Consider the following 21,634-nt stretch of genomic DNA (forward strand, 5'->3'; position numbering starts at 1 on the left):
TAGTTGAATATTTTGACATAAAAAAACCGCCTTAAAAAATTAGATATTATGTCTAACTTTTTTAAGGCGGTACAATTTCAGCTAGCTTTTTTTATTTGTTCCATTTCCATGGGTTATCACGCCATTTTTTGAGTAAGTGCAAATCATTATCATTAACGATATTTTCTTTATGCGCTTGTTCAATCATTTCTGAATAGTTAGTTAGAGTATGCAACTTAGTTTTAGATGCTGTGAAATTGATGTCACTATCTTTTAATTGATATGTGAAAATGGCTGCAACTCCAACGACATTTACATTTTCTTTTCTAACGGCTTCAACTGCTTTTAAAACACTGCCGCCAGTGGATATTAAATCATCAATCAAAACTACCTTAGGATTTTCCGGTAAATCACCTTCAATTTGTTTACCAGCTCCATGATTTTTGGGCTTTGAACGAACATATATCATTGGTAGATTTAGCTTATCAGCTACAATAGCAGCATGTGGAATACCAGCAGTGGCCACTCCACCAATTACATTAGCTTCAGGATAATTTTGTTTGATTATTTTGCATAAGCCTTCTGCAATCTGAGTTCTTATTTCAGGATAACCGATTGTTTTACGATTATCAGTATAGATAGGGGCTTCAATGCCACTAGCCCATGTAAATGGTTGCTTAGGTGCCAGAGTTACTGCTTTTATCTTTAATAAATCTGATGCAATTGTATTTTTAAAATTTTCCATTATGTTAGCTCCATTCTTTTAAAATTGTACGATAGCTTTCATTAGGTTGATTAGATTTGGTGATTGAACGACCTACAACAATTCCGTTACTACCTAGTTGTTTAGCTTTCTGAGGGGTTACAACTCTTTGTTGATCATCTTTGTTATCGGATGCTAATCTAATGCCAGGATTAATGCATAAAAACTCTTTGCTGGTATTGGTATGGATCATTTGATTTTCTAAAGCAGAACAAATTACACCATCAGCATTATTTTGATAAGCTAATTTAGCTAAGTGTGTTACCATTTCAGTCATCTTTTGATTTACTAATTGTTCTTTTTGCATTTGTTGTTCCGAAAATGATGTTAGTTCAGTGACGGCAAGTATTTTGGCTGGTTCTGGATAATTATAGTCTTTAGCAGCTTGCATAACACCGTTTTTAGCTGCCTTAATCATTTTTGAACCTCCAGATGCATGTACAGTGATGTAACTAATGTTTAATTTTCCTAGTTCATAAGCAGCTTTTTCAACAGTTGATGGAATATCATATAGTTTTAAATCTAAGAAAATTTTGATATTTTGTTTTTTTAAATATTCAATTACTGCTTTGCCCTCAGAATAGAATATTTCCATACCTACTTTTACATATAAGTTTTCTTGATGCTTTAAATTATCCATGAAAGTTTTCAATTCTGTTAAATTATGAAAATCTAGTGCAATAAATATTGGTTTCATCATTTTTCCTCCAAAAAAAGCCGCCAAGTCTGAGAGACCTAGCGGCTACATTTACAGTAGATGAGTGTAATTTATCTACAATTCGATTACCGACTTACTAGCCTCTCTGGACTAATTTAAAATCTTTATTGTTGAATACAATACTCTAGTTTGCCCCTATTAGTCAAGTTTAAAAAAATTTGCTTTTTTGAATTAAGTGTTTCATAATTATTTCTAATACAAAAATAAAGAATGTCTGTGAGCATTCATTTGGAGGAATTCAATATGCAACAAGTAAGTAACCACACAATGACGTCTAATCAAAAATGGACGATGGCTTCGACTACAATTGGTCAAGGACTAGAAAGTATGGATATGTCGTTTCTATCTTTTACTTTAACCTCGATTATTGCAAGTCTACATATCAGCGCTGGAGCAGCTGGAATGCTATCGACTATTACAACTTTAGGATCGTTATTAGGTGGTATTTTTTTTGGAATTATTGCTGATAAATTTGGTCGAGTTAAAGTATTAACTTATACAATTTTTATTTTTGCTTTTGCTACTGCTGGGATTTACTTCACTTCAAATTTGCTAATGTTGTATGTTCTAAGATTTTTAGTAGGAGTGGGTGCTGGTGGTGAATACGGTGCTGGTATGACATTAATTGCAGAGAATTTTAATAAATCTAAACTAGGACGTGCAATTTCAGTTACTACGATTGGTGGCCAAGTAGGGTCGATTGCAGCTGCATTACTTGCAGCGGTTATGATTCCAATGGTTGGCTGGCGTTCAATCTATTTGGTTGGATTAATTCCAGTAATTTTTGCCTTCGTTGTTCGTCGCAACTTAAAAGAAAGCGATGATTTTATAAAAACTATGGAAACTGATAAAAAGGATCGTCCTAAAGTATCTATTACTAAATTATTTAAAACGCCTAAGCTAACTATTCAAACGCTCTCATTAATGATAATGGTAGTAGTGCAGATTGCTGGATATTATGGACTGATTAACTGGTTACCATCGATTATGCAAAAAAAGATGGGATTAAGTGTATCGGGTTCATCAGAATGGATGATAGTGACCATTATTGGTATGAGCATGGGTATGATGGCATTCGGAACGATTTTAGATAAATTTGGCCCACGAACTGCTTTTGGCATTTTTCTATTAACAGCTGCCATCTCAGTGTTTGGCATTACATTTGCTTTTAATGGTATAACGCTCTTACTTGCCAGCACAGTGCTTGGATTCTTTTCTAACGGTATGTATGGTGGTTATGGAGTGATTGTTAGCTTGTTGTACCCAACTGAAATACGTTCGACAGCTAATAACTTTATTGTAAGTGTTGGTAAAGCTATTGGAGGATTCTCACCAGCAATTATTGGATTATTAATGGAAAGTCATTCCTTGATATTCATAATGAGTTTGTTATCGATTGCTTATGTAGTCAGCTTTTGTACAATGTTATCAATTCCAGCTTTGAAAAAAATATAAGTCAAACAAATAAAAAAACGTTCTTCGCTTGAAGAACGTTTTTTTTATTTGTTTATTTTTGAATATACATCTACATCCATAAAAGTGTCTTTTACTAGTATATGTTGCTTTAAAGTAGCTTCATGTTGAAAATCTAGTCGTTCAGGAACCGCTTTACTTTTATAGTTATCTACTGCAGCTAACACCATTATTTTGTGTAAATGTAAAATATTAAACCCTAAATTGGTAATTTCTGCTAATGCTTTAGTTGTAATTCCGTTACCTTGTACTTTACTAGATAACCAATATCCAACGCTAGCGTGTTTAGAAACGTTTGAGATAGAATGTAAATCAATTAATCCCATGGGTTTGTCATCAACTTTAATTGTTAAAATTAGTAATTTTTGTTTTTCCATTTCTGCGGTTGCATATTGAATGAAGTCTTGTTCATCTTCTATAGATTGCATATCATCAACCCAGGGTAGCCATTTGCGCATATTTTCACGGTCATTATCAATAGCTTCGTAAAGGCCAGCAGCATGTTCTTCATTTGTCATTTCTAGTGTAATTTTTTGATTATTTAATTCAAATTCAGGTACGTCAAACATGATTATCACCCTAATCTTTAAAATATTCTTGCACTGCCATTCTAACATCACTAGCTATTTTTTGTTGATATGCATCACTTTTAATTAATTTAAAATCATGTGTATTATCCATAAAGCCCATTTCTAATAGTACAGCAGGTTGGGTGTTGTTTCTTAAAACATAGTAATTTCCAAAGTCTACTTTTCTATTTTCCATAGGTAAATTTTCAAACTTTTTGTCTATTATATTTGCGAAAGTGTCAGCGTTTTTATGGTACTTAAATACTTGATAACCATTTGCATTGTACATACCATTTGATGAATTAAAATGAAAACTAATAAATAAATTGGCTTTAGAAGCATATGATAAGTAGGCTCGATTAGCTAATGGAACATATTTATCACTATCACGAGTTAGTAAAACGTTAGCGTTTAAATTTTGTAATTCATGATAAACTTTTAGAGCAGTTTTTAGAGTGTATACTTTTTCCATCTTATCATCTTCTGCTGATAAAGTTCCGGCATCGCTACCTCCATGACCTGGATCTAAAACAATCGTAGTTTCAGCGATATTATCACTATTTTTAGCATTATATTTTTCTTTATTAATTAACCAAGATGCTACCCAACCCTTTTGATTATTAATTTTTATTTTCCACCAACCGGTGTTCTTATTTTTCTTGATAACATGTAGGCTTTGACCACGTTCTACGTTGCCAATCACTTTAGCATATGGAGACGGATTCTTTCGAATATTTAAATTTTGTGATTCGACTTTTGGAATAGATAAAAATCTAATCAAACTAATCGTAAATAAAATAATAATTAAAATTGCGACAATGGTTCTTATAATCCAGTTAGTTTTTGAAACATGTATAAATTTTTTCCAGGCATTATTGAGCATAATTATTTTGGTCTTCCTTAATTTTATTTTTTAAGTATTTAGATTGTGATAATTACATAAAAACACTTTGTGAAATGATTGTTTTATAATATTGTATGTTAAGATTATGTAATAATTATAACTTTTATTCAATAAGTTTTGTTGTAAAACAGTATGGAGGCCTAAACATATTGAAATATTTATATAATATAATTGCTTTTTTGGCAATTATTATTTTTAGCGTTACTTTGAGTAGTTGTTCACAAAAAGTGAACAAGAGTAACGCTAAAATTAGGGTAGTGGCTACTACTAATACTTATGGTCAAGTAGCTAAAAAAGTCTTAGGAAACAAGGGTCAAGTTATTTCCATTATAAATAAAAGTAATATTGATCCACATGATTATCAACCAACAACCATTACAGCTGAGCAGGTTACTAATGCGAATGTACTGATTTCGAACGGATTAGGCTATGATTCTTGGATGAATTCCATTAGTGTAAATGCTAAAAAAGCTACTAAAGTCTCAGTTGGTGAAAATTTATTAAACCTGAAGAGTGGTGATAACCCACATGTCTGGTACAAAGTTACTACAATGATTAAATTAGCTAATCATTTAGCCGATGTTTTTAGTAAAAAAGACACTTCTAATCGTCATTGCTATCACAACAATGCTGCTAAATATATTTCATCATTGTTAGTTTTACAAAAACAAATTAAAACAATTAAGAGTTTAAATCATCATAATAAAGTAGATGTTTCTGAACCAGTTTTCAACTATGCGTTGGATGAAATGGGATACAAAATTAACAATCCTAGTTATGCACTTTCAGTCGAGAAGGGTACTGATCCTACACCACAACAAATTCGTTCAGTAGAGAATGACATTAAGCATAAAAAAATAAAATTTTTTGTAAACAATATCCAAGATAGTAATGATATAGTGGATAATTTTGTTGATTTAGCAAAACAAAATCATGTTCCAGTTATTAACGTTACTGAAACGATGCCACAAAATAATGATTATAAGCAATGGATGTTTAAACAAAATGAACAAGTTTTAAAAATAGAAAGGTCAAACAAATATTGATATGAAAAAAATACTAGAAGTATCTAATTTAGATGTGAAATTAAAGGAAAGAACCTTAATTAGTCGATTGTCTTTTGAAATTAATAGTGGAACCTTAACTTGTATCACCGGAGAAAATGGGGTAGGTAAAACTACTATGGTGAAAACTCTACTCAAAAATTTTAAAAACAATAATCACGTTAATTTCCATATTAAGCGTAACCAAGTTCAGTATGTACCACAGTTAAGAAATATTGACGATGATTATCCATTAATGATTAAAGATTTTATTGGCTTAGGTTTACAAAATAAATTATTGCCATGGCTTAGTAAAAAAGAAAAACTTAGCATCGAGCAGGTAATGAATGAAACTAATTTAGCTCATTTAGCCCGAACACCACTAGGCAAAGCCTCGGGTGGTGAACAACAACGAGTGTTTTTGGCTCAAGCCTTAGTCTCTAATCCTAAATTATTAATTTTGGACGAAAGTACAGCCAGCATGGATAAAGATGCAAAAATTGAACTATTAAAATTAGTAAAAAATATTACCGAAAAAACTGATACAGCAGTTATTTTTATTACACATGATCCACTGTTAGTACAAAAATTTGGCGATTATGATTTAGAAATAAAAAACCAAGAAGGAATTTTAAAAAGTGTTAAAGGGGTTAATAATTAATGTTAAGCTATCCGTTTATGCAATACGCGTTTATTGCTAGTTTTTTTATATCATTATTATGTGGTTTAATGGGAGTCTTTGTAGTTGCTAGAAAGACAGCTTTTTTTACGCATACATTGTCTGAAATTAGTTTTTCAGGAGCATCATTTGGTGTTTTCCTAGGCACTTCACCTATTTTGGGAATGTTAATTTTTACAATTCTTAGTTCCTTTATGGTAGGTTCAGTGGGAAGTCGTTTGAGTCGCCGTGAATCTTCTATTAGTGTATTTTCAGTGTTCTTTATTGGACTGGGAGTTTTATTTTTAGCTTTAGCTGATGGTCAATCTAGTTATGCAACTAATATTTTATTTGGTAGTATTGTTGGAATTAGTTTTAGCAACATTGTAGTTTTAGTTAGCTTAAGTATTGCTATTTTAGTAGTCACTACACTGATTTATCGAAAATTAAAGTACAATTCATTTGATAGTGTGGGAGCCAGTTTTAACTCCAGAAGTAATACAATTGTTTCCATTATATTCTTAGTTTTATTAGCCTGTACGGTGAGTGTAACTGCTCAAATTGTTGGTTCCTTATTAATTTTTGCTTTATTAACGATTCCAGCTTCGTCAGCTAAATACTTTGCACATACCATTGCTGGTATGACATTTTTATCCTTTATGTTCTCTTTAATTGGAACCTGGGTCGGCTTATATTTAAGTTATGTTACCAATTTGCCAGTTAGTTTCTTTATTGCAGCAATTGAAACAATAATTTACTTAATTGCTGTACTTTGGGATAAGTTTTTTGTAAATTAACACATCTGTAATATGATTTTGTTATACTGTTCGTAAATAGACAATTAGTAAAAAGAGAGGTTCGGAAACATATGAAACTATACAAGAAACTTTTACCAGCAGCTATGTTATTAGGAGTGTCATTAACTCTAACTGCTTGTGGTCAAAACAACGATAGTGGTAAATCAGCATCTTCTAGTACTTCTTCAAGTGTTGATTCAAGTAGCCAATCTTCATCATCTCAAAGTACTCAAAGTAGTAGTTCCAGTAGTTCTTCAGCTACAATGAGTAGTAAATTAGGTGATGCTAAAGTTCCAGCAAATGACGGATCAGATAAAAATGGTTCAGCTAACACTAAAACTAATGGTAATAAAGATAACTTCAACATAAATTATAAAAACAATGGTCAAGTTTATGCTACTTATGCTAAACATACTTACAATAGCAATGATGAAGCACAACAACAAATTGATAATTATCAAACTAGTGAAGACACTAAGGGCTTACCAACCGTTGATTTAGGATACAATATCCAAGGCACTAAAGATCAAGGAGCTGGTCAAGTATATATTCATTGGAACATGGGAAATTGGTCAATGAGTACGCATGGTAACAACGTTGATGAAAATAGTACTGATGCACAAAAAGAAGCTTTAAAAGCAGTTAAATTCTTGCAAAGTAATACTCTTCCAGCACCACAAGATAAGGGAGTCATTACTTTAGATGGTTCTGATAATCAAATTAAATGGCAAGAACAGAATGTAGTTTACACAGTCAAAGCTAATACAGCTGAATCAGCATTAAAAATAGCAACATCTATTAATTAAGTAAAATTTTATAAGGGAGTTTAAAAATGAAACCGAAGAAACCATTTTTTAGCATTATACTGTCTACTTTTTTGTTATCAGTATGTTCATTAACATTTTTGTTTGGAACTAAGGCAAATGCTAGTTTTAAAGATTATCAACCAGTTTCTTATGATATATCAGAATGGCAGGGTAAGATAACAGATAATAAAGCTCAAGCTTTAAAAAATGAGGTTAAATTTGTTATTTTAAGAGTTCAAGATGGTATGTACAAAGACAAGCAGTTAAGTAATAACATTAGTATGATGAACAAGTATAACATTCCATACGGTGTATATGGATTCAGTCGCTATGCTAATGCTGCTCAAGCTAATGAAGAAGCACAGAGAGTTTATAATTTAGCTCCCGACGCTCGTTTTTATGTTAACGACTACGAAATAGCTTTTAATTCAAAAACTAATCAAGCAACTACTAGTTGGGCTAATACGATGCGTTCAATTAATGGTGGCAAACCAGTTGTACTATATTCTGGAATGTATAAGATGAACGCATTTAAACAAAGTACATTAAATGCTTATGATGCTTTATGGCTTGCTTCTTATTCTAAATATATGCCTCAACCATCATATAGTTATGATTTATGGCAATTTACAAGTCAATATTACAGCTCTGCTATGGGTAAAAAATTAGACGCAAATGTGATTCCAGTAAATGGTAAGCCATTATCTTTTTGGATAGGGAACAATTCTGATAATAATACTAGTAATCAATCTGATGGTTCTATCAATCCTAACAATAACAGCAATTCTGATAATAATAGTTCTCAAAACTCTAATAGTGATCAGAACAACAATTCTCAAAATACATCTAATAACAACTCCAACAATGGTAGTGAAAATAACACACCAGTTGTTACAGCTTCAATGAAAAAACGTTTCTATACTTCTAAAAAAATTACTGCTTTAAGGGTAATTGGCAAGCATGGAGTTAATTTGTATTCATCTGATGGTACTAAAGTAGGACATGCTAAGAAAGGTACAATTTTAGATATTGATAAATTATCTATTAATGGTACAAAAGTTAGAGCAGTTAACGATACTGAAGGATATTACTTCTCTGCTAGTAAAAAATTAGTTAAAAAACATTAATATGTATTAAAAAAAGACTCGTTCATTTTGAACGAGTCTTTTTTATATTGAATTATTTAACAATTTGGCAAAATTCAATTGTTTCGTGGTTAGGTCCTTGAATATTAAAGAATCTAATACCATTATCCCAGAATGAAGGGATTGATTGAATTTCATCATCTAAAACATTTAAGCCTTGTTCTTTAGCAGCTGCAAATGCTTTATCAACGTCAGTACAGTTCATTGAAATATGGTTAATAGCACCATTTTTCATTGCAACAGGGTCGCCTTCCCATGTTTCAACAATAAGGTTACCAAATTTCATAAATGCACAACGGTTTTCACCATTGTGGAACAAACCAGCTTGTTCGAAACCTAAAGATTTGTAGAAATCAATTGTAACGTCTAAATCTTTTGATGGGATTCCAACGTGTTGAAGTCCTGTAAAGTAATCGTTTAAAGCCATAATTGTTACCTCCAATAATTTTAATTATTAATCAGAAATTTTAACTACTGATTTACCTTTAAGGTTTGATGTACCGTTCAATACGCTTTCAACATCTTCTAATGAGATAACGTTATCGATAATCTTGTTAACATCAACTTTACCACTTTGTAGAAGAGCAATAGCACCTTCGAATGAGTTAGGGTTGATGAAAGCACCCTTAATAGTTAATTGTTTTTGGAATACTTCGTATGTGTTCATGCTGAATTTTTGATCAGGAGCACCTACACCGAACATTAATACTTGAGCACCCTTTACAGTTGCTTCAACAGCTTGTTCTTGAGTAGCAGGTTGACCAACAGCTTCGATAACAACATCGTATTCTGCTGGGATTTTTTCTTTAGTAGTGTTGATAACACGGTCAACACCTAATTTTTCTTTTTCTTCAGCTAACTTGTCATCATGACGACCAGTTAAATCAACAGATTTAACACCGTATGATTTAAGCATTTGTGCAAAGATAAGACCCATGAAACCATCACCAATAACTAAAGCTTTTTGGTAAGGTTTGATGTCTAACAATTCCATACCGTGAACGGCACATGAAATTGGTTCACAAGTAGCAGCTGATTTTAAATCAACGTTTTCAGGTAATTTGTAAACAACTGTTTCAGGAGCAGTAAAGTATTCTTCCAAACCACCGTTTCTTGTAACACCAACAGCTGACAAGCTTTCACATAATTCTGGACGTGAAGTACGGCAGTAATCACACTTGCCACAGTAGATGTTAGGGTCAACTGTAACTTTGTCACCAACTTTAAGGTCTTTAACATCTGAACCTACAGCTGCAACAACACCTGAGTTTTCGTGACCTAATACGATTGGAGGAACAGCTGGAGCTGAACCTGGAAGTCCATTGTATAGTGCGTAATCGGTACCACAGATACCAGCGTATTTGGCGTTAACCAATACTTCGTTTGGTTTTGGTTCTGGTTGATCCAAGTTTTGAATTTCTAATTGTTTCTTGCCAGTTAAAACTAATGCTTTCATAAATTTAACGATCCTTTCGAGTTGAATTTAAATAAATCAATTTAATTTTCATAAATTAATATATTCACAAACTACATAAGTAATGATAACTCATTTCTCTGAAAATTAAAAGATTTAATATTAAATATTATTGTATTTAATTAAATATTAAAAAAAGATCTTCTAGCAAAACCGAATTGACGGTGGTTTCGTTAAAAGATCTCATGTTATTTGATTAAATTTATAAAAAACATATAGATTGTGCTAACTTTAACTAAGTAAGCTTTTAGCTAAAGCAAAATTACCAATTGTAGCTGATCCATTACCACTAATTGATGGCTTTTGAATGTAATCTTTAATGTTTCCTACATTTACGTATCCATTCATCATCTTAGTAAATTCAAATCTAATTTTATCTAAGAATTTTTCATTTACAACGCCACCACCAAAAATAATACGTGATGGTCTGATTGTTAAGGTTGATTGTAAGGCAGCTTGTGCTACATAGTATGCCATAATGTCCCAAACATGATTAGTAATAGGGACTTCAAATCCTTTTTTGCCTAACCGAGCTTCAAAAGTGGGACCAGCCACTAATCCTTCTAAACAATCTTTATGGTATGGACAAATTCCGTCAAAATCTAAGTCATCTGGGTGTCGCTTTAGCTTAATATGGCCCATTTCCGGATGTCCTAAGTCACCTAAAAATTTATTATTAAAAATAACACCAGCACCAACCCCAGTCCCAATTGTATAGTACACAATTGAATTGATTGCGTTATTTTTAGCGTGTAGATTAATGTATTCTCCATAAACTGATCCATTCACGTCAGTTGTCCAATAAATAGGTAAATCAAAATGCTGTTTCATGGTGCCTAAGAAATTAACATCTGACCAACCAATTTTAGGAGTTTCAGTGATATACCCATATTTTTTGTCGTTTTGTCTTAGTTCGATGGGGCCAAAAGATGAAATACTTATTGATTTTAAATCTTTAAACTTTTTAAAGTAATTAACTGCTTTTTCTAAGGTTTCGTCTGGAGTGGTAGTTGGGATTCGTTCACAGTCTATAGTTTCATATTTTTCGTTTCCTACAGCACATATGAATTTAGTTCCACCAGCTTCAATACTTCCTAATAACATATTTTGGGAACTCCTTATTAACGTTGCTTTTTTATTTTTTTCTTTAGATTATATAAACAAAATTTAATGATAAGTTTTATTAATATAAATGTCAAAGTTATTTTTAAATTGGTATAGTAAAAAACCATTTTATATATGGTAACATGTACAGATACTAATAATAAAGTCAATAAGGAAGTAACGTGTTATGAGAAAAGTTATATTCATTTTTATATTTGCCTTTATAGGTGGTGCTGTGCGTGGCTTATTAAGCTATTTGAATATTGTTAATATATTTGTCACAATTGCATTGATAAATATATTAGGTTCATTTCTTTTAGCTTTTATTACAGGTTTATCCACTAAATCAATGAAAATACCTTCCGATGTTTTAGTTGCCATTAGTACTGGATTGATAGGAGGATTCACTACTTTTTCCACTTTTTCAGTGCAATTTATCAATTTATTAGAACATCATGAAATTGGTCTAGCTTTTACATATTTGATTTTTAGTCTTGGTTTAGGTCTGATCTCAGCAGTTATCGGTTACGATGCCGGTTGCAAATTTTTAAATAAAAAGGAAGTAAAATAATTCAATGTTTGAATATGTTTTTATAGTGGGGTTAGGGGCAGCGATTGGTTCGGTTATTAGATACATTGCTACAATATTGTTAAATCGACTTTTTGCTAATCATTTAATCCCAGTTTCTACCATTATTATTAATGTTACAGGTTCATTCATCTTAGGATGGTTAACTAACAATCTTTCAAATAGTCATTTTGCATTTATTTTAATGAGTTCTATCATCGGTGGTTATACTACATTTTCTACATACATGAATGAAACGGTTCAACTTTATCGAAGTAATAAAATTCATGCATTATCATATTATTTATCGACGGTTGTCCTAGGTGTCTTAGCAGCTACCTTGGGTTTTTACTTTTAATTATAGTGGACGGCTGCTACGAAAAATTTGATATCTAGTAGCTAAATAAGCATAACCTTTGCTATCAAAAGTTAAACCTTCAAATTCTTTATTAGTGTTTAAAACAGTGTCTTGAACATCTTTGCGTTTTAAATGACCAATTTTGTGACTGGGCACAGACATTATCTCACCATTAGCCACAAAATAAATTCGATTATTATGTTTATTGTATGCCATAGATTGCGGAATATTGGCTGTATTATCATTGTGACCCGGAGCATGTCTAATTACTTGTTTTAAATTCAAGCGAGAATGTTTTTTACTTAGCTTACCTTTGTAAATTCGAAGACAATTTTTACCGTTAATATTATTAGAAGATCTAGTATAACTGTAAGCATGATTATGTTTATCAAAAGCTAATTGATCACTGATTAAATAAGATTTGGATTTTACTCTAGTTTCACTCAATATCTTTAAACTATAAGGACTAATACGCATTATTTTAGCTTTTTGACTAGCATTACGACCAAGAACGATTAAGTACAATACTTTTTCATGTTGATTATATGATAATGATTGTCCATGTCCGAATTCTTTTTCTGAAGTTTTTTTAACTAGTTTATGATTTTTTAAATCAAACTTAGCAATTTCACCTAACATAGAATTATCAGTGGAAGATATTTCATGATATTCAACGAATAAGTATCGATTATCTGGAGTCATAGTAATATTTTGAACGGTTCCATAGTGATTTTTATAAACTAGTTTAGAGATTTTTCGGTCATTAATAAATTGTATGTATTTATTGCCACATTTAAAATCAAGCTGATGTGATCTGTCTGCGTAACTATCATTTGATTTATTGTGATTTGAATATATCTTGTTGTTTACACACGCTACTTTTTTATAGTTACCCATAAAAGATGTGTGTTGTTTAATAACTTTAGCGTTAGTATTTACACTGTAAAACATTAAAAGTAAAAATGCGGTGACACTAACGAGTAAACTTGTACTTTTTTTCATTATTTTCCTCACTTATTAAAATATTTGTAATTAAAAAAACTAGTCATAATTTGACTAGTTTTTTTAATATATCTTAATTATACAACAGTTGCGCCCAAACAATTTTTAAAATGGTTAATTGCCCATTCATTACCAGAAGTGGTTAGTGCAGCAACTCCTTTTTCATGAATAATAACTTCATAGCCTAAGTTATAAGCAGAAATAGCGGTATGCAACACACAAATATCAGTACATACACCTACTAAATGAATTTTCTTAATGTTTCTTTCGCGTAATTTTAAATCTAAATCAGTTCCAGCGAATGAACTATATCTAGATTTATCGTACATATATACTTTTTCATCATTTTGATGTTTGTCGAACCATTCTTGTAAATCGCCATAAAATGCTCTTCCCCAAGTTTTAGCAAGGTTATGAGGAGGAAATAGTTTAGTTTCAGGATGATATTGATCATTTTTCTTATGCAAATCAGTTGGTAAAATTACCCACTGATTATTTTCATTAAATTTTTGGGCTAAATCAATAATATATGGTGCAATTTTTTGACCAGGTTCACCTACGGTTAGTGCACCATCGTCAGCAACAAAATCATTAGTATAGTCAATTATGAGTAGTGCTTCTGGCTCTTTCATTTTGGACCTCGCTTTATTTTTTTTATTATCATACTAAATAAAAGATAATTTGTAATTAATTTTGTACAATTTTTATGCTAAATTTATTTTTTGATTAGCAAACCAATTAAGAATATAGGTTAGAGTAAAATGAACAAAATATTCAACAAAATACTAATAAAAATGTTATACCCACAATCAGAAACATTAGAATAAGTGACAGTGCTACTACTATTGTATGCCCAAGGATTATAGTTCATCCCTCTTGTCGACCATTTTCCACTAGAAGCATTATTATTTTTATCCATTTAATTAATTTTTAATAAAACTTTACGTGATAACATTACTTTACATAATAACTTTATCAGTATTGAAGTGATATTGGTTATTGAAAGGTATGTTTTATTGGATGAAGTAACTTCCAAATTAGATTCTGAAAATGCGGTTAAAATTAGGAATATTTTATACTCTTTACCAGTAACGATACTTGAGGTGGCGCATAATATTGACTATCAACAAGTTGAACAATTTAAGGTCAAACAATTTAAATTAACTAAGGATAGTTTAAAAATTATTTCATAATAAAAAAGCTTAGATTCTATAATCTAAGCTTTTTTGACTTTTAAATATAATTATTCATTTAATACCCAGAAGAAAATTAAGAATACTACACCTAATGCGTACATAAATGGATTAACTTCTTTGCCACGTTTAGCAGCAATCATTGAAATAGGGTATGCAACAAATCCTAAAGCAATTCCATCAGAAATACTGTAAGTTAAAGGCATTCCCAAAACAATTAAGAATGCAGGGGCAGCAATTTCAAATCTTTCCCAATGAATGTTCTTTAAGGATTGAGCCATCAACATACCAATTAAAATTAATGCAGGAGCAGTAACTTGGTCAGTAATTACACCTAATAATGGTGAGAAGAATGTACCTAAAATGAATAGAATACCGGTAACGATAACTGTGAAACCAGATCTACCACCAACAGCAATTCCGGCTGATGATTCAACGAAAGCTCCCATTGGTGAAGTTCCCATTAGAGAACCGGTTAGCATTGAAGCGGAATCTGCTGCAAGTGCTCTACCAACACGTGGGATTTTGTTATTTTTAACAAAACCAGCTTGTTCAGCCAATCCCACTAAAGTTCCGGCAGTATCGAAAAATGAAACTAATAAGAAAGTGAATACTACGACCCACATTTGTAAAGTATTAATTTCACCAATATGTGTTAGCCCAGCTAAGAAGACCGGTTTAACACTTGGAATACTTGCTACCCATTGTGAAGGTACTGGAATCAAGTGTGTAAACATACCTAAAATAGCTGTAGCAACCATACTGATAAAGATTGATCCAGGAACCTTAGCACTCATCAATACGATTGCAACGATTAAACCGAAAATAGTTAACCAAGTAGTACCTACATGAAATGAGCCTAAAGTTACTAAAGTACTTTTATCAGCAACCACTAAACCACCTTGATTTAAACCTAAAAATGCAATGAATAAACCAATTCCACCGGCAATTGCACTCTTCAAATCACTTGGAATAGCATCAATAATCATTTCACGTAACTTAAATGCAGTAATAATAATAAAAATAATAGCAGCTACAAAAGTTCCGGCTAATGCTGTTTGCCAAGGGATTTTCATTCCCACACAAACTGAATATGCGAAGAAAGCGTTCATTCCTAAACTAGTAGAAATAGCAATTGGATAATTAGCAATAATTCCCATTAAGAAACAACCAATAGCGGTTGCAAATGCGGTAGCTGTAAACACCGCTCCTTTATCCATACCTGAAGCACTTAAAACGTTCGGATTTACAAATAAAATGTAAACCATTGAAACGAAAGTAGTTAAACCAGCTAGAGTTTCACGTTTATAGTTGGTTCCTAATTCGTCAAACTTAAAAAAACTAGCAATTTTTGACCCCATTAGTATATACCTCTTTCAAAAATAGTTCGTATTTTGTTAAAAACAACAAATTTATTTTAACATAACAGTGGATATTAAATCAATAAACGAACTATTTTTATTTTAAAATAAAAAAAGATAGCGATTTCGCTATCTTTTTATATTATATTATTTAAAAATTTCATCGATTGTCTTGTACTCATCATTATCTAAACTAACATTCATGGCTTTGGCATTACTTGCTACTTGTTCAGCTTTTTTAGCACCTGGAATGACAACTGTAATGTCAGGGTTCTTCATGTACCAAGCTAAAACTAATTGAGCAGTACTTACTTCATGTTTTTCAGCAATTTTTGAAATTTGACTTACCTTATTTATGATACTTTCAAATCTTTGACCCTTAAAATCTGGATTTTCGTTACGCATATCATTAGCAGGGAAAGATACTTCTTTTGAATATTTTCCGGTTAGTAGTCCAGATGCTAATGGGAAGAATGGCACAAATGAAATATTATTTTCTCTTAAGTAAGGGAACAATTCTTGCTCTGCTTCACGATGAATTAGGCTATATTGATCTTCTACAACGTCTACTAAACCGTCTTTATTAGCTTCTTTAATTTGATCAAGTGAAAAGTTGGAAACACCGATTGCCTTAATTTTACCGGCCTGCTTCATTTCATTTAAAGCAGCGACAGCTTCGTATTTGGGAGTGTTATCATCTGGAAAGTGAATATAAAAAATATCAACATAATCAGTTTGTAATCTTTCTAAGGCTTCATCGACGCTTTGTTTTAGAAATTCGGGTGAATTATTAATTGTAACCTCACCGTTTTTAACATCTTGAGCAGCTTTAGTGGCAATTACAAATTTACTTCGATCATACCCTTGAATTGCTTGACCAATTAATTCTTCAGAATGTCCCATACCATACGCAAATGCTGTGTCTAACATGGTAATTCCACTATCGAGTGCTTGTTTGACGATCTTAATGCCGTCTTCATCATTTAATCCAGCAAACAAATTATATCCACCAACAGCGTTAGTACCTAATCCAAGACTGGTAGTTGATACTTCTGATTTTCCAATTTTAACCATAATTAACCTCCTAAAATTTTAATAATATAATTATGTAACAAATACACAATTATTTAAAATAATTAGCATAATAATTTTATGATTGATACTATTGTTATATGGAGTTGATAAAGTGAAGAAAATATTAGTTTTGGGAAAAAATAATTTAATAGCTCAAAAGTTAATGCAGCTTTTAATCAAAAATAATTTTGATGTAATTACAATGAATGAGCAAAACTTATCTGATAAAAATAGTTACTCTAATTATCTATCGGACGTTGATGTAATTTATTCTTTTTTGGGTCCAATGGACGTTGACCTATGTTTTGAGGCACTTTTTGAATCAATTAATGAAGGAAACATTAATCTTCGTAAATTTATAATGTGTTCAACTGCGGGAGTAGATAAAGAATTAGATAAACCCATTAAATATCCTAATGTCAAAGATGTGAAAGAATATTTAAATGAACAAAGATACGCTATAAAAATAGTGGATGAATATGAAATTCCATATACGATTTTAAGACCAGTAGAACTAGTAGATACAGCTTTTGGTAAAGTTTTTCTATACAAAGAAGGTGAAACGATGCCAGCTGGAAAAGTTTCAACAGATATAGTTTCAAAAATAGCCTATGATGTCTTGCAAAATGGTCAATATGAAAATACGTCCATTGGCATCGTTGAAAAATAATTGGAGTGATTGGATTGACATTACAAATTGATCAACAAGAAATTGAAGACGTTAAAAATGATTTAAATAGTGCTAAGCAAAGAGTACATTTAGTAATTTTCCAAACTAATTATTCGATTGACACTAAACCTAGTATGCATTTAATTACGGACTATCAAACATTTATAAATGCAAAAAATAAATTTAACGAATCGGATTTACAAATTGTCAGAGACATTTTACCGGTTACGGATAATTTAGCATGTTGGGCAATTGTACAACATAAACTAGTTTCAAAAGATTATGAAGATAAATTTGAAGTAATTAAACAATTGGAATTCTTTACGAATAAAGTTTTATTGGAAAACAAATTACCGGTTAATGGTCCAGATTTTGAGTAATTAATATAAAGATTAAGAGGTAATCATATGTCATTACAATTTATTATTGGAACGGCTGGATATGATCACAGTGCAAAGATTATAGAAAATATGCAAGCTAGGTTAGAAAGTCATCCTAACGAAGATAATTTTTATATTGTGCCTAATCATATTAAGTTTGAGGCCGAAGTGGATACGTTAAAAAGATTAAACGTTAAGGACGACCCTTTTTTTGCTAGAAATAATATACAGGTTTTTTCAATGACACGTTTAGTTTGGTATTATCTGAAAAATCATCCAGAATATCAAAAACCACAGTTAAGTGATTCAGGAATTAATATGTTGATTTATCAAATAATATTGGATCACCAGGAGGAACTCACCATTTTCAATGGTGAATTAGGACAAACTGGTTTTATTGCTAAATTAGCACAACAAATCGCCGAAATGCAGTCAGGTTGCATTTCAGCTGATGATTTAGATAACTTGTTAAATCAAAATGCCAAATTTAAATCTGAATTAACGGATAAATTAAAAGATTTTGCAATTATATATCGAGAATTTGAAGCTAAGACGTTAGGTCAATACTTGCATAAATCAGATATGTTAGACATTTTAAATCGTTATTTGAGTAAAGATACAGTTGATTTAGGTACCACCAATTTTTATATTAGTGGTTTTTCACAGTTTACCGCACAGGAGCGAGCAATCGTTGAAACCATGATTAAAAAGGCTAATTTAGTGGTAATTGATTTAACTTTAGATCGACCATATCCAACTAAAATGCCGGTTGAGCCTAATTTGTTCTATAAATCTGCTCGTTTATATAATGAATTCTATGAATTGGCACGAGTTCATAAAAAACACGTTTTGACTGATATACATGCTAATCAGCCACGAGTTAATAATGATTTGCTAAAACTAGATCAGTATTGGCAAGAATCGGTGAAAATGGGAAACATTACACCATCCACCTTACAAAATAAGTCAGTATCAGTGTTACAAACTGATAATAACTATGCAGAAGTTGCATATATAGCTAATCAAATTCGGCATATGGTTGCTACTAAAGGTTACAAATATGCTGATTTTTTGGTGATGACAAGACATTTAGATAAGTATAAAAACATTATTAAACCTATTTTTGATATGGAAGAAATTCCATTTTTTAATGACGTGCAAAAAAACATGGCTGATCATCCCTTAGTAGAATTGATTAATGCTTTATTTAGTATTGAAAATAATCATGGGAAAAACTATAAATATGCAGATGTTATGCGTCTATTAAAAACTGAAATGTTTATTCCAAAAGATGAAAATAATGATTACATTGAACTTGAAGACTATCGTAATCGAATCGATTTAACTGAAAATTTAGTATTGAAGAATGGTTACGAAGGTCAAAAATGGCTACAAACTGACGATTGGCAATATGCTTGGAGTGATGACGCCGATTTCGGGGTTGAGTTTGATGAAAATACTGAAATATCAAATAAAATTAATAGCATTCGTCATTTTATAAAAGACAATTTGCCACCATTTTATAAAAAAATAAATGCCGCTCAAAATGGAATACAAGCAGCCACTATTTTGTATGAATTTATGGTTAACATGGGAGTTCCAGATCAATTAAATACTTGGAGAAATCGCTTAATTGATGAAGGAAAACTTGAAGAAGCATCTCGTCCAGAACAAGTTTGGAATACTTTTTGTAATTTGTTAGATGATTATGTAACGGTATTAGGTAATAACGAATTCAAAGCTGAAGATTTTCTTTCACTATTACAAGCTGGGTTTGAAGGTGCTAGTTATAATCAGATTCCATCGACTTTAGATCAAGTTGCGATATCTGAAAGTGGAATTGTGCAAATGAACAATCGAAAAGTTGTATTTATGATGGGTTCTACCGATGATGTTATGCCTGATCACATTGTTAATGACAATTTGTTTAACGATGATGATCGGGATGCACTAAGTGACTATTTATCTGATAATCAATACTTAAGTGATACTTCAGAACGCCAAATGGCTGATGACCAATATTTGAACTACTTATCATTTTTAGTTGGTTCAGAAAAACTAATCTTTAGTTTTAGTGCTAATCAAGATGAAGATAATGTAATTAATCTTTCACCATATGTGGATCGAATTGCCAAACATTTTAAACTAGACATTCAAAATTTGCCAGCTACGGCAATTGCTGACGCTGATAATGTTAGTAATTTCGTTGGAACGTATCGTTCAACGCTTAGACGTTTGGTACAGGCCAGCCAAGATAGTAAGAATAACCATATTCAGTTGTCCAAAGATTGGATATACATTTACCAAAAGCTATCTCATAATATTAATTTTAAAGCTTTGACAGAAAAGTTATTGGGTGGTTTATATTACCGAAACACACCCACTCGGCTTAAACCAGAAATTATTACCAAACTGTATGGTAATCAATTAAGTACTTCAATTTCTAAATTAGAGCAGTTTTACAGCAATCCATATGAATACTTCTTAAAGTATGGATTAAAGCTCCAAGAAAGAAGTGTTTTTGACTTATCTCCAGCTAATACCGGACAGTTTTATCATGAAGCAATGGATAGAATTATGCGTAAAATTAATGCTGAAAATATCGATTTAGCTAGCTTATCAGCTAAAGATTTAAAGTCATTAGTAACCGAAGTAACACAAAAGATGTTAGAAAATACTCAAGATTTTCAGTATGCTATTTTACAAAGTTCCCATCGAATGGAATATATTAAGCAACAATTAGTTGAAACCATACAGAGAACTTTAATTACAATGCATGAGCAAAGTAAGTACACGCCCATGCGTCCGCGTAATACGGAAATATCATTTGGCCAAGTAGGGCAAAAAAACGATTTAAAACCTTTAAAGTTTGTGCTTTCACCAGATGAAGTCATTCAAGAGCCAAAATTAATTAATGTACGAGGACGAATTGATCGTGTGGATGTTATGAATGTTAATGGCCGCGACTATGTGGGAATTGTTGATTATAAATCCAGTCAACACAAACTAGAATTTGGCAAGATATATGATGGAACTTCAATGCAGATGTTGACTTATCTAGATGTATTAGCTAAAAATCTTGATTTGTGGACTGAAACTGAAAAAGCGGCTTTAGCAGGTGCAGTATACATGCATATAAATAATCCTAAGTTAACAATTAAAGAAATTAATAAGAGTATTGAAGATGCCTTTTTAAATAAGCAAAAATATTCAGGAATACTAGTAAATAACGATGAACTTTTAAATAAAATTGATCGCGCTATTAGTGATGAAAACTACGGTAGTTCGAAAGTCTTTCCAATTAGAAAGAAAAAAGATGGTAGCTTTTATAAAAGCAGTCCTATTGTAGAGCCAGCAGATTTAGATCTAATGATTCAACATAATGAAGATTTAATCAAAAAAGCAGGGCATGAGATATTTTCCGGTAATATTGATATTGCACCAGCTAAATGGTCTCCTAACAATAATGCAATGCAGTACACGCCATACAAATCAATTATGCAATTTGATCCATTATTAACTGAAAATAATTACCGAGAAGTTAATTCAATGGGGCTTGCAGAGTTAATCAAGCGATTAAGAACGGAGGATTAAA

The 21,634-nt window shown here is 31.4% G+C and carries 24 protein-coding genes; 12 read left to right on the top strand and 12 right to left on the bottom strand.

What is annotated here, in order from left to right; all coding sequences use genetic code 11:
* Positions 1-91 precede the first annotated feature (91 nt).
* Both pyrE and pyrF read right to left on the bottom strand, forming a co-directional pair.
* Positions 92-724, bottom strand: a complete 633-nt coding sequence (gene pyrE, locus K5Q11_RS04550) for an orotate phosphoribosyltransferase (RefSeq protein ID WP_220751422.1) — start codon at positions 722-724, stop codon at positions 92-94.
* A 4-nt stretch (positions 725-728) separates the two neighbouring features.
* A complete protein-coding gene (gene pyrF / locus K5Q11_RS04555; RefSeq protein WP_248601635.1) occupies positions 729-1,439 on the bottom strand; it encodes an orotidine-5'-phosphate decarboxylase in 711 nt (236 codons plus the stop codon).
* A 264-nt stretch (positions 1,440-1,703) separates the two neighbouring features.
* Here pyrF and K5Q11_RS04560 point away from each other — a divergent pair, with 264 nt between their 5' ends.
* The gene (locus K5Q11_RS04560) at positions 1,704-2,915 is read left to right on the top strand and encodes an MFS transporter (RefSeq protein WP_248601636.1); all 1,212 of its coding nucleotides are present in this window, start codon (positions 1,704-1,706) and stop codon (positions 2,913-2,915) included.
* Between the two features lie 44 nt (positions 2,916-2,959).
* Here the strand turns inward: K5Q11_RS04560 and K5Q11_RS04565 are convergent, their stop codons facing one another.
* Both K5Q11_RS04565 and K5Q11_RS04570 read right to left on the bottom strand, forming a co-directional pair.
* Complete coding sequence (locus K5Q11_RS04565) at positions 2,960-3,502, bottom strand: GNAT family N-acetyltransferase (protein ID WP_220751428.1); 543 nt, start codon at positions 3,500-3,502, stop codon at positions 2,960-2,962.
* A 10-nt stretch (positions 3,503-3,512) separates the two neighbouring features.
* A complete protein-coding gene (locus tag K5Q11_RS04570; RefSeq protein WP_220751430.1) occupies positions 3,513-4,385 on the bottom strand; it encodes an N-acetylmuramoyl-L-alanine amidase in 873 nt (290 codons plus the stop codon).
* 170 nt (positions 4,386-4,555) lie between these two features.
* On the opposite strand from K5Q11_RS04570, the gene K5Q11_RS04575 reads away from it, so the two are divergent.
* The 5 genes from K5Q11_RS04575 (at position 4,556) to K5Q11_RS04595 (ending at position 8,837) form a co-directional block, all read left to right on the top strand.
* The gene (locus tag K5Q11_RS04575; protein WP_220751432.1) at positions 4,556-5,452 is read left to right on the top strand and encodes a metal ABC transporter solute-binding protein, Zn/Mn family; all 897 of its coding nucleotides are present in this window, start codon (positions 4,556-4,558) and stop codon (positions 5,450-5,452) included.
* A gap of 1 nt (position 5,453) precedes the next feature.
* Positions 5,454-6,110 (top strand): ATP-binding cassette domain-containing protein, encoded by a 657-nt coding sequence (locus K5Q11_RS04580; RefSeq protein ID WP_220751434.1) that lies wholly within the window; start codon positions 5,454-5,456, stop codon positions 6,108-6,110.
* Positions 6,110-6,904 carry a metal ABC transporter permease gene (locus K5Q11_RS04585; RefSeq protein WP_220728335.1) on the top strand — a complete coding sequence of 265 codons (795 nt, stop codon included), beginning with the start codon at positions 6,110-6,112 and terminating at the stop codon, positions 6,902-6,904. Before K5Q11_RS04580 ends, K5Q11_RS04585 begins: the two co-directional genes overlap by 1 nt.
* Positions 6,905-6,975: 71 nt before the next feature.
* Positions 6,976-7,710 (top strand): hypothetical protein, encoded by a 735-nt coding sequence (locus K5Q11_RS04590; protein ID WP_220751437.1) that lies wholly within the window; start codon positions 6,976-6,978, stop codon positions 7,708-7,710.
* Positions 7,711-7,736: 26 nt separating this feature from the next.
* Positions 7,737-8,837, top strand: coding sequence for a GH25 family lysozyme (locus K5Q11_RS04595; RefSeq protein ID WP_220728337.1), 1,101 nt, complete (start codon positions 7,737-7,739; stop codon positions 8,835-8,837).
* 52 nt (positions 8,838-8,889) lie between these two features.
* Here the strand turns inward: K5Q11_RS04595 and K5Q11_RS04600 are convergent, their stop codons facing one another.
* From K5Q11_RS04600 to scrK, 3 genes are all read right to left on the bottom strand, one after another.
* Complete coding sequence (locus tag K5Q11_RS04600; RefSeq protein WP_220728338.1) at positions 8,890-9,282, bottom strand: VOC family protein; 393 nt, start codon at positions 9,280-9,282, stop codon at positions 8,890-8,892.
* Positions 9,283-9,309: 27 nt separating this feature from the next.
* Positions 9,310-10,311, bottom strand: a complete 1,002-nt coding sequence (locus tag K5Q11_RS04605; RefSeq protein ID WP_220728339.1) for a zinc-dependent alcohol dehydrogenase family protein — start codon at positions 10,309-10,311, stop codon at positions 9,310-9,312.
* A gap of 249 nt (positions 10,312-10,560) precedes the next feature.
* Positions 10,561-11,433, bottom strand: coding sequence for a fructokinase ScrK (gene scrK, locus K5Q11_RS04610; RefSeq protein WP_220728340.1), 873 nt, complete (start codon positions 11,431-11,433; stop codon positions 10,561-10,563).
* Positions 11,434-11,620: 187 nt separating this feature from the next.
* Between scrK and K5Q11_RS04615 the strand changes: the two genes are divergently transcribed.
* Both K5Q11_RS04615 and K5Q11_RS04620 read left to right on the top strand, forming a co-directional pair.
* Positions 11,621-12,004, top strand: coding sequence for a fluoride efflux transporter FluC (locus tag K5Q11_RS04615; RefSeq protein ID WP_220751440.1), 384 nt, complete (start codon positions 11,621-11,623; stop codon positions 12,002-12,004).
* 4 nt (positions 12,005-12,008) lie between these two features.
* A complete protein-coding gene (locus K5Q11_RS04620; protein WP_220751442.1) occupies positions 12,009-12,359 on the top strand; it encodes a fluoride efflux transporter FluC in 351 nt (116 codons plus the stop codon).
* Here K5Q11_RS04620 and K5Q11_RS04625 read toward each other — a convergent pair whose 3' ends face one another.
* The 3 genes from K5Q11_RS04625 to K5Q11_RS04635 all read right to left on the bottom strand — a co-directional run bounded on the left by K5Q11_RS04625 (position 12,360) and on the right by K5Q11_RS04635 (position 14,280).
* Positions 12,360-13,361 (bottom strand): hypothetical protein, encoded by a 1,002-nt coding sequence (locus K5Q11_RS04625; protein WP_220728343.1) that lies wholly within the window; start codon positions 13,359-13,361, stop codon positions 12,360-12,362.
* Positions 13,362-13,438: 77 nt separating this feature from the next.
* Complete coding sequence (locus K5Q11_RS04630; protein ID WP_220728344.1) at positions 13,439-13,993, bottom strand: cysteine hydrolase family protein; 555 nt, start codon at positions 13,991-13,993, stop codon at positions 13,439-13,441.
* Positions 13,994-14,112: 119 nt separating this feature from the next.
* Complete coding sequence (locus tag K5Q11_RS04635; protein ID WP_220751444.1) at positions 14,113-14,280, bottom strand: hypothetical protein; 168 nt, start codon at positions 14,278-14,280, stop codon at positions 14,113-14,115.
* Positions 14,281-14,377: 97 nt separating this feature from the next.
* Between K5Q11_RS04635 and K5Q11_RS04640 the strand changes: the two genes are divergently transcribed.
* Complete coding sequence (locus K5Q11_RS04640; protein ID WP_220751446.1) at positions 14,378-14,554, top strand: hypothetical protein; 177 nt, start codon at positions 14,378-14,380, stop codon at positions 14,552-14,554.
* A 50-nt stretch (positions 14,555-14,604) separates the two neighbouring features.
* On the opposite strand, the gene K5Q11_RS04645 is transcribed toward K5Q11_RS04640, so the two are convergent.
* A complete protein-coding gene (locus K5Q11_RS04645) occupies positions 14,605-15,915 on the bottom strand; it encodes an NCS2 family permease (RefSeq protein ID WP_282575969.1) in 1,311 nt (436 codons plus the stop codon).
* Between the two features lie 147 nt (positions 15,916-16,062).
* A complete protein-coding gene (locus tag K5Q11_RS04650; protein WP_220728962.1) occupies positions 16,063-16,989 on the bottom strand; it encodes an aldo/keto reductase in 927 nt (308 codons plus the stop codon).
* 130 nt (positions 16,990-17,119) lie between these two features.
* Between K5Q11_RS04650 and K5Q11_RS04655 the strand changes: the two genes are divergently transcribed.
* Genes K5Q11_RS04655 through K5Q11_RS04665 form a run of 3 tightly spaced genes read left to right on the top strand, consistent with a single transcriptional unit; the run spans position 17,120 to position 21,633 of the window.
* Positions 17,120-17,659 carry an NAD(P)H-binding protein gene (locus K5Q11_RS04655; protein ID WP_220751448.1) on the top strand — a complete coding sequence of 180 codons (540 nt, stop codon included), beginning with the start codon at positions 17,120-17,122 and terminating at the stop codon, positions 17,657-17,659.
* Positions 17,660-17,673: 14 nt separating this feature from the next.
* Positions 17,674-18,039, top strand: coding sequence for a hypothetical protein (locus tag K5Q11_RS04660; protein WP_220728960.1), 366 nt, complete (start codon positions 17,674-17,676; stop codon positions 18,037-18,039).
* A gap of 27 nt (positions 18,040-18,066) precedes the next feature.
* Positions 18,067-21,633 carry a PD-(D/E)XK nuclease family protein gene (locus K5Q11_RS04665; protein ID WP_220751450.1) on the top strand — a complete coding sequence of 1,189 codons (3,567 nt, stop codon included), beginning with the start codon at positions 18,067-18,069 and terminating at the stop codon, positions 21,631-21,633.
* Position 21,634: the final 1 nt, after the last annotated feature.

This window comes from Apilactobacillus xinyiensis (assembly GCF_019656235.1).
Lineage (GTDB): Bacteria > Bacillota > Bacilli > Lactobacillales > Lactobacillaceae > Apilactobacillus > Apilactobacillus xinyiensis.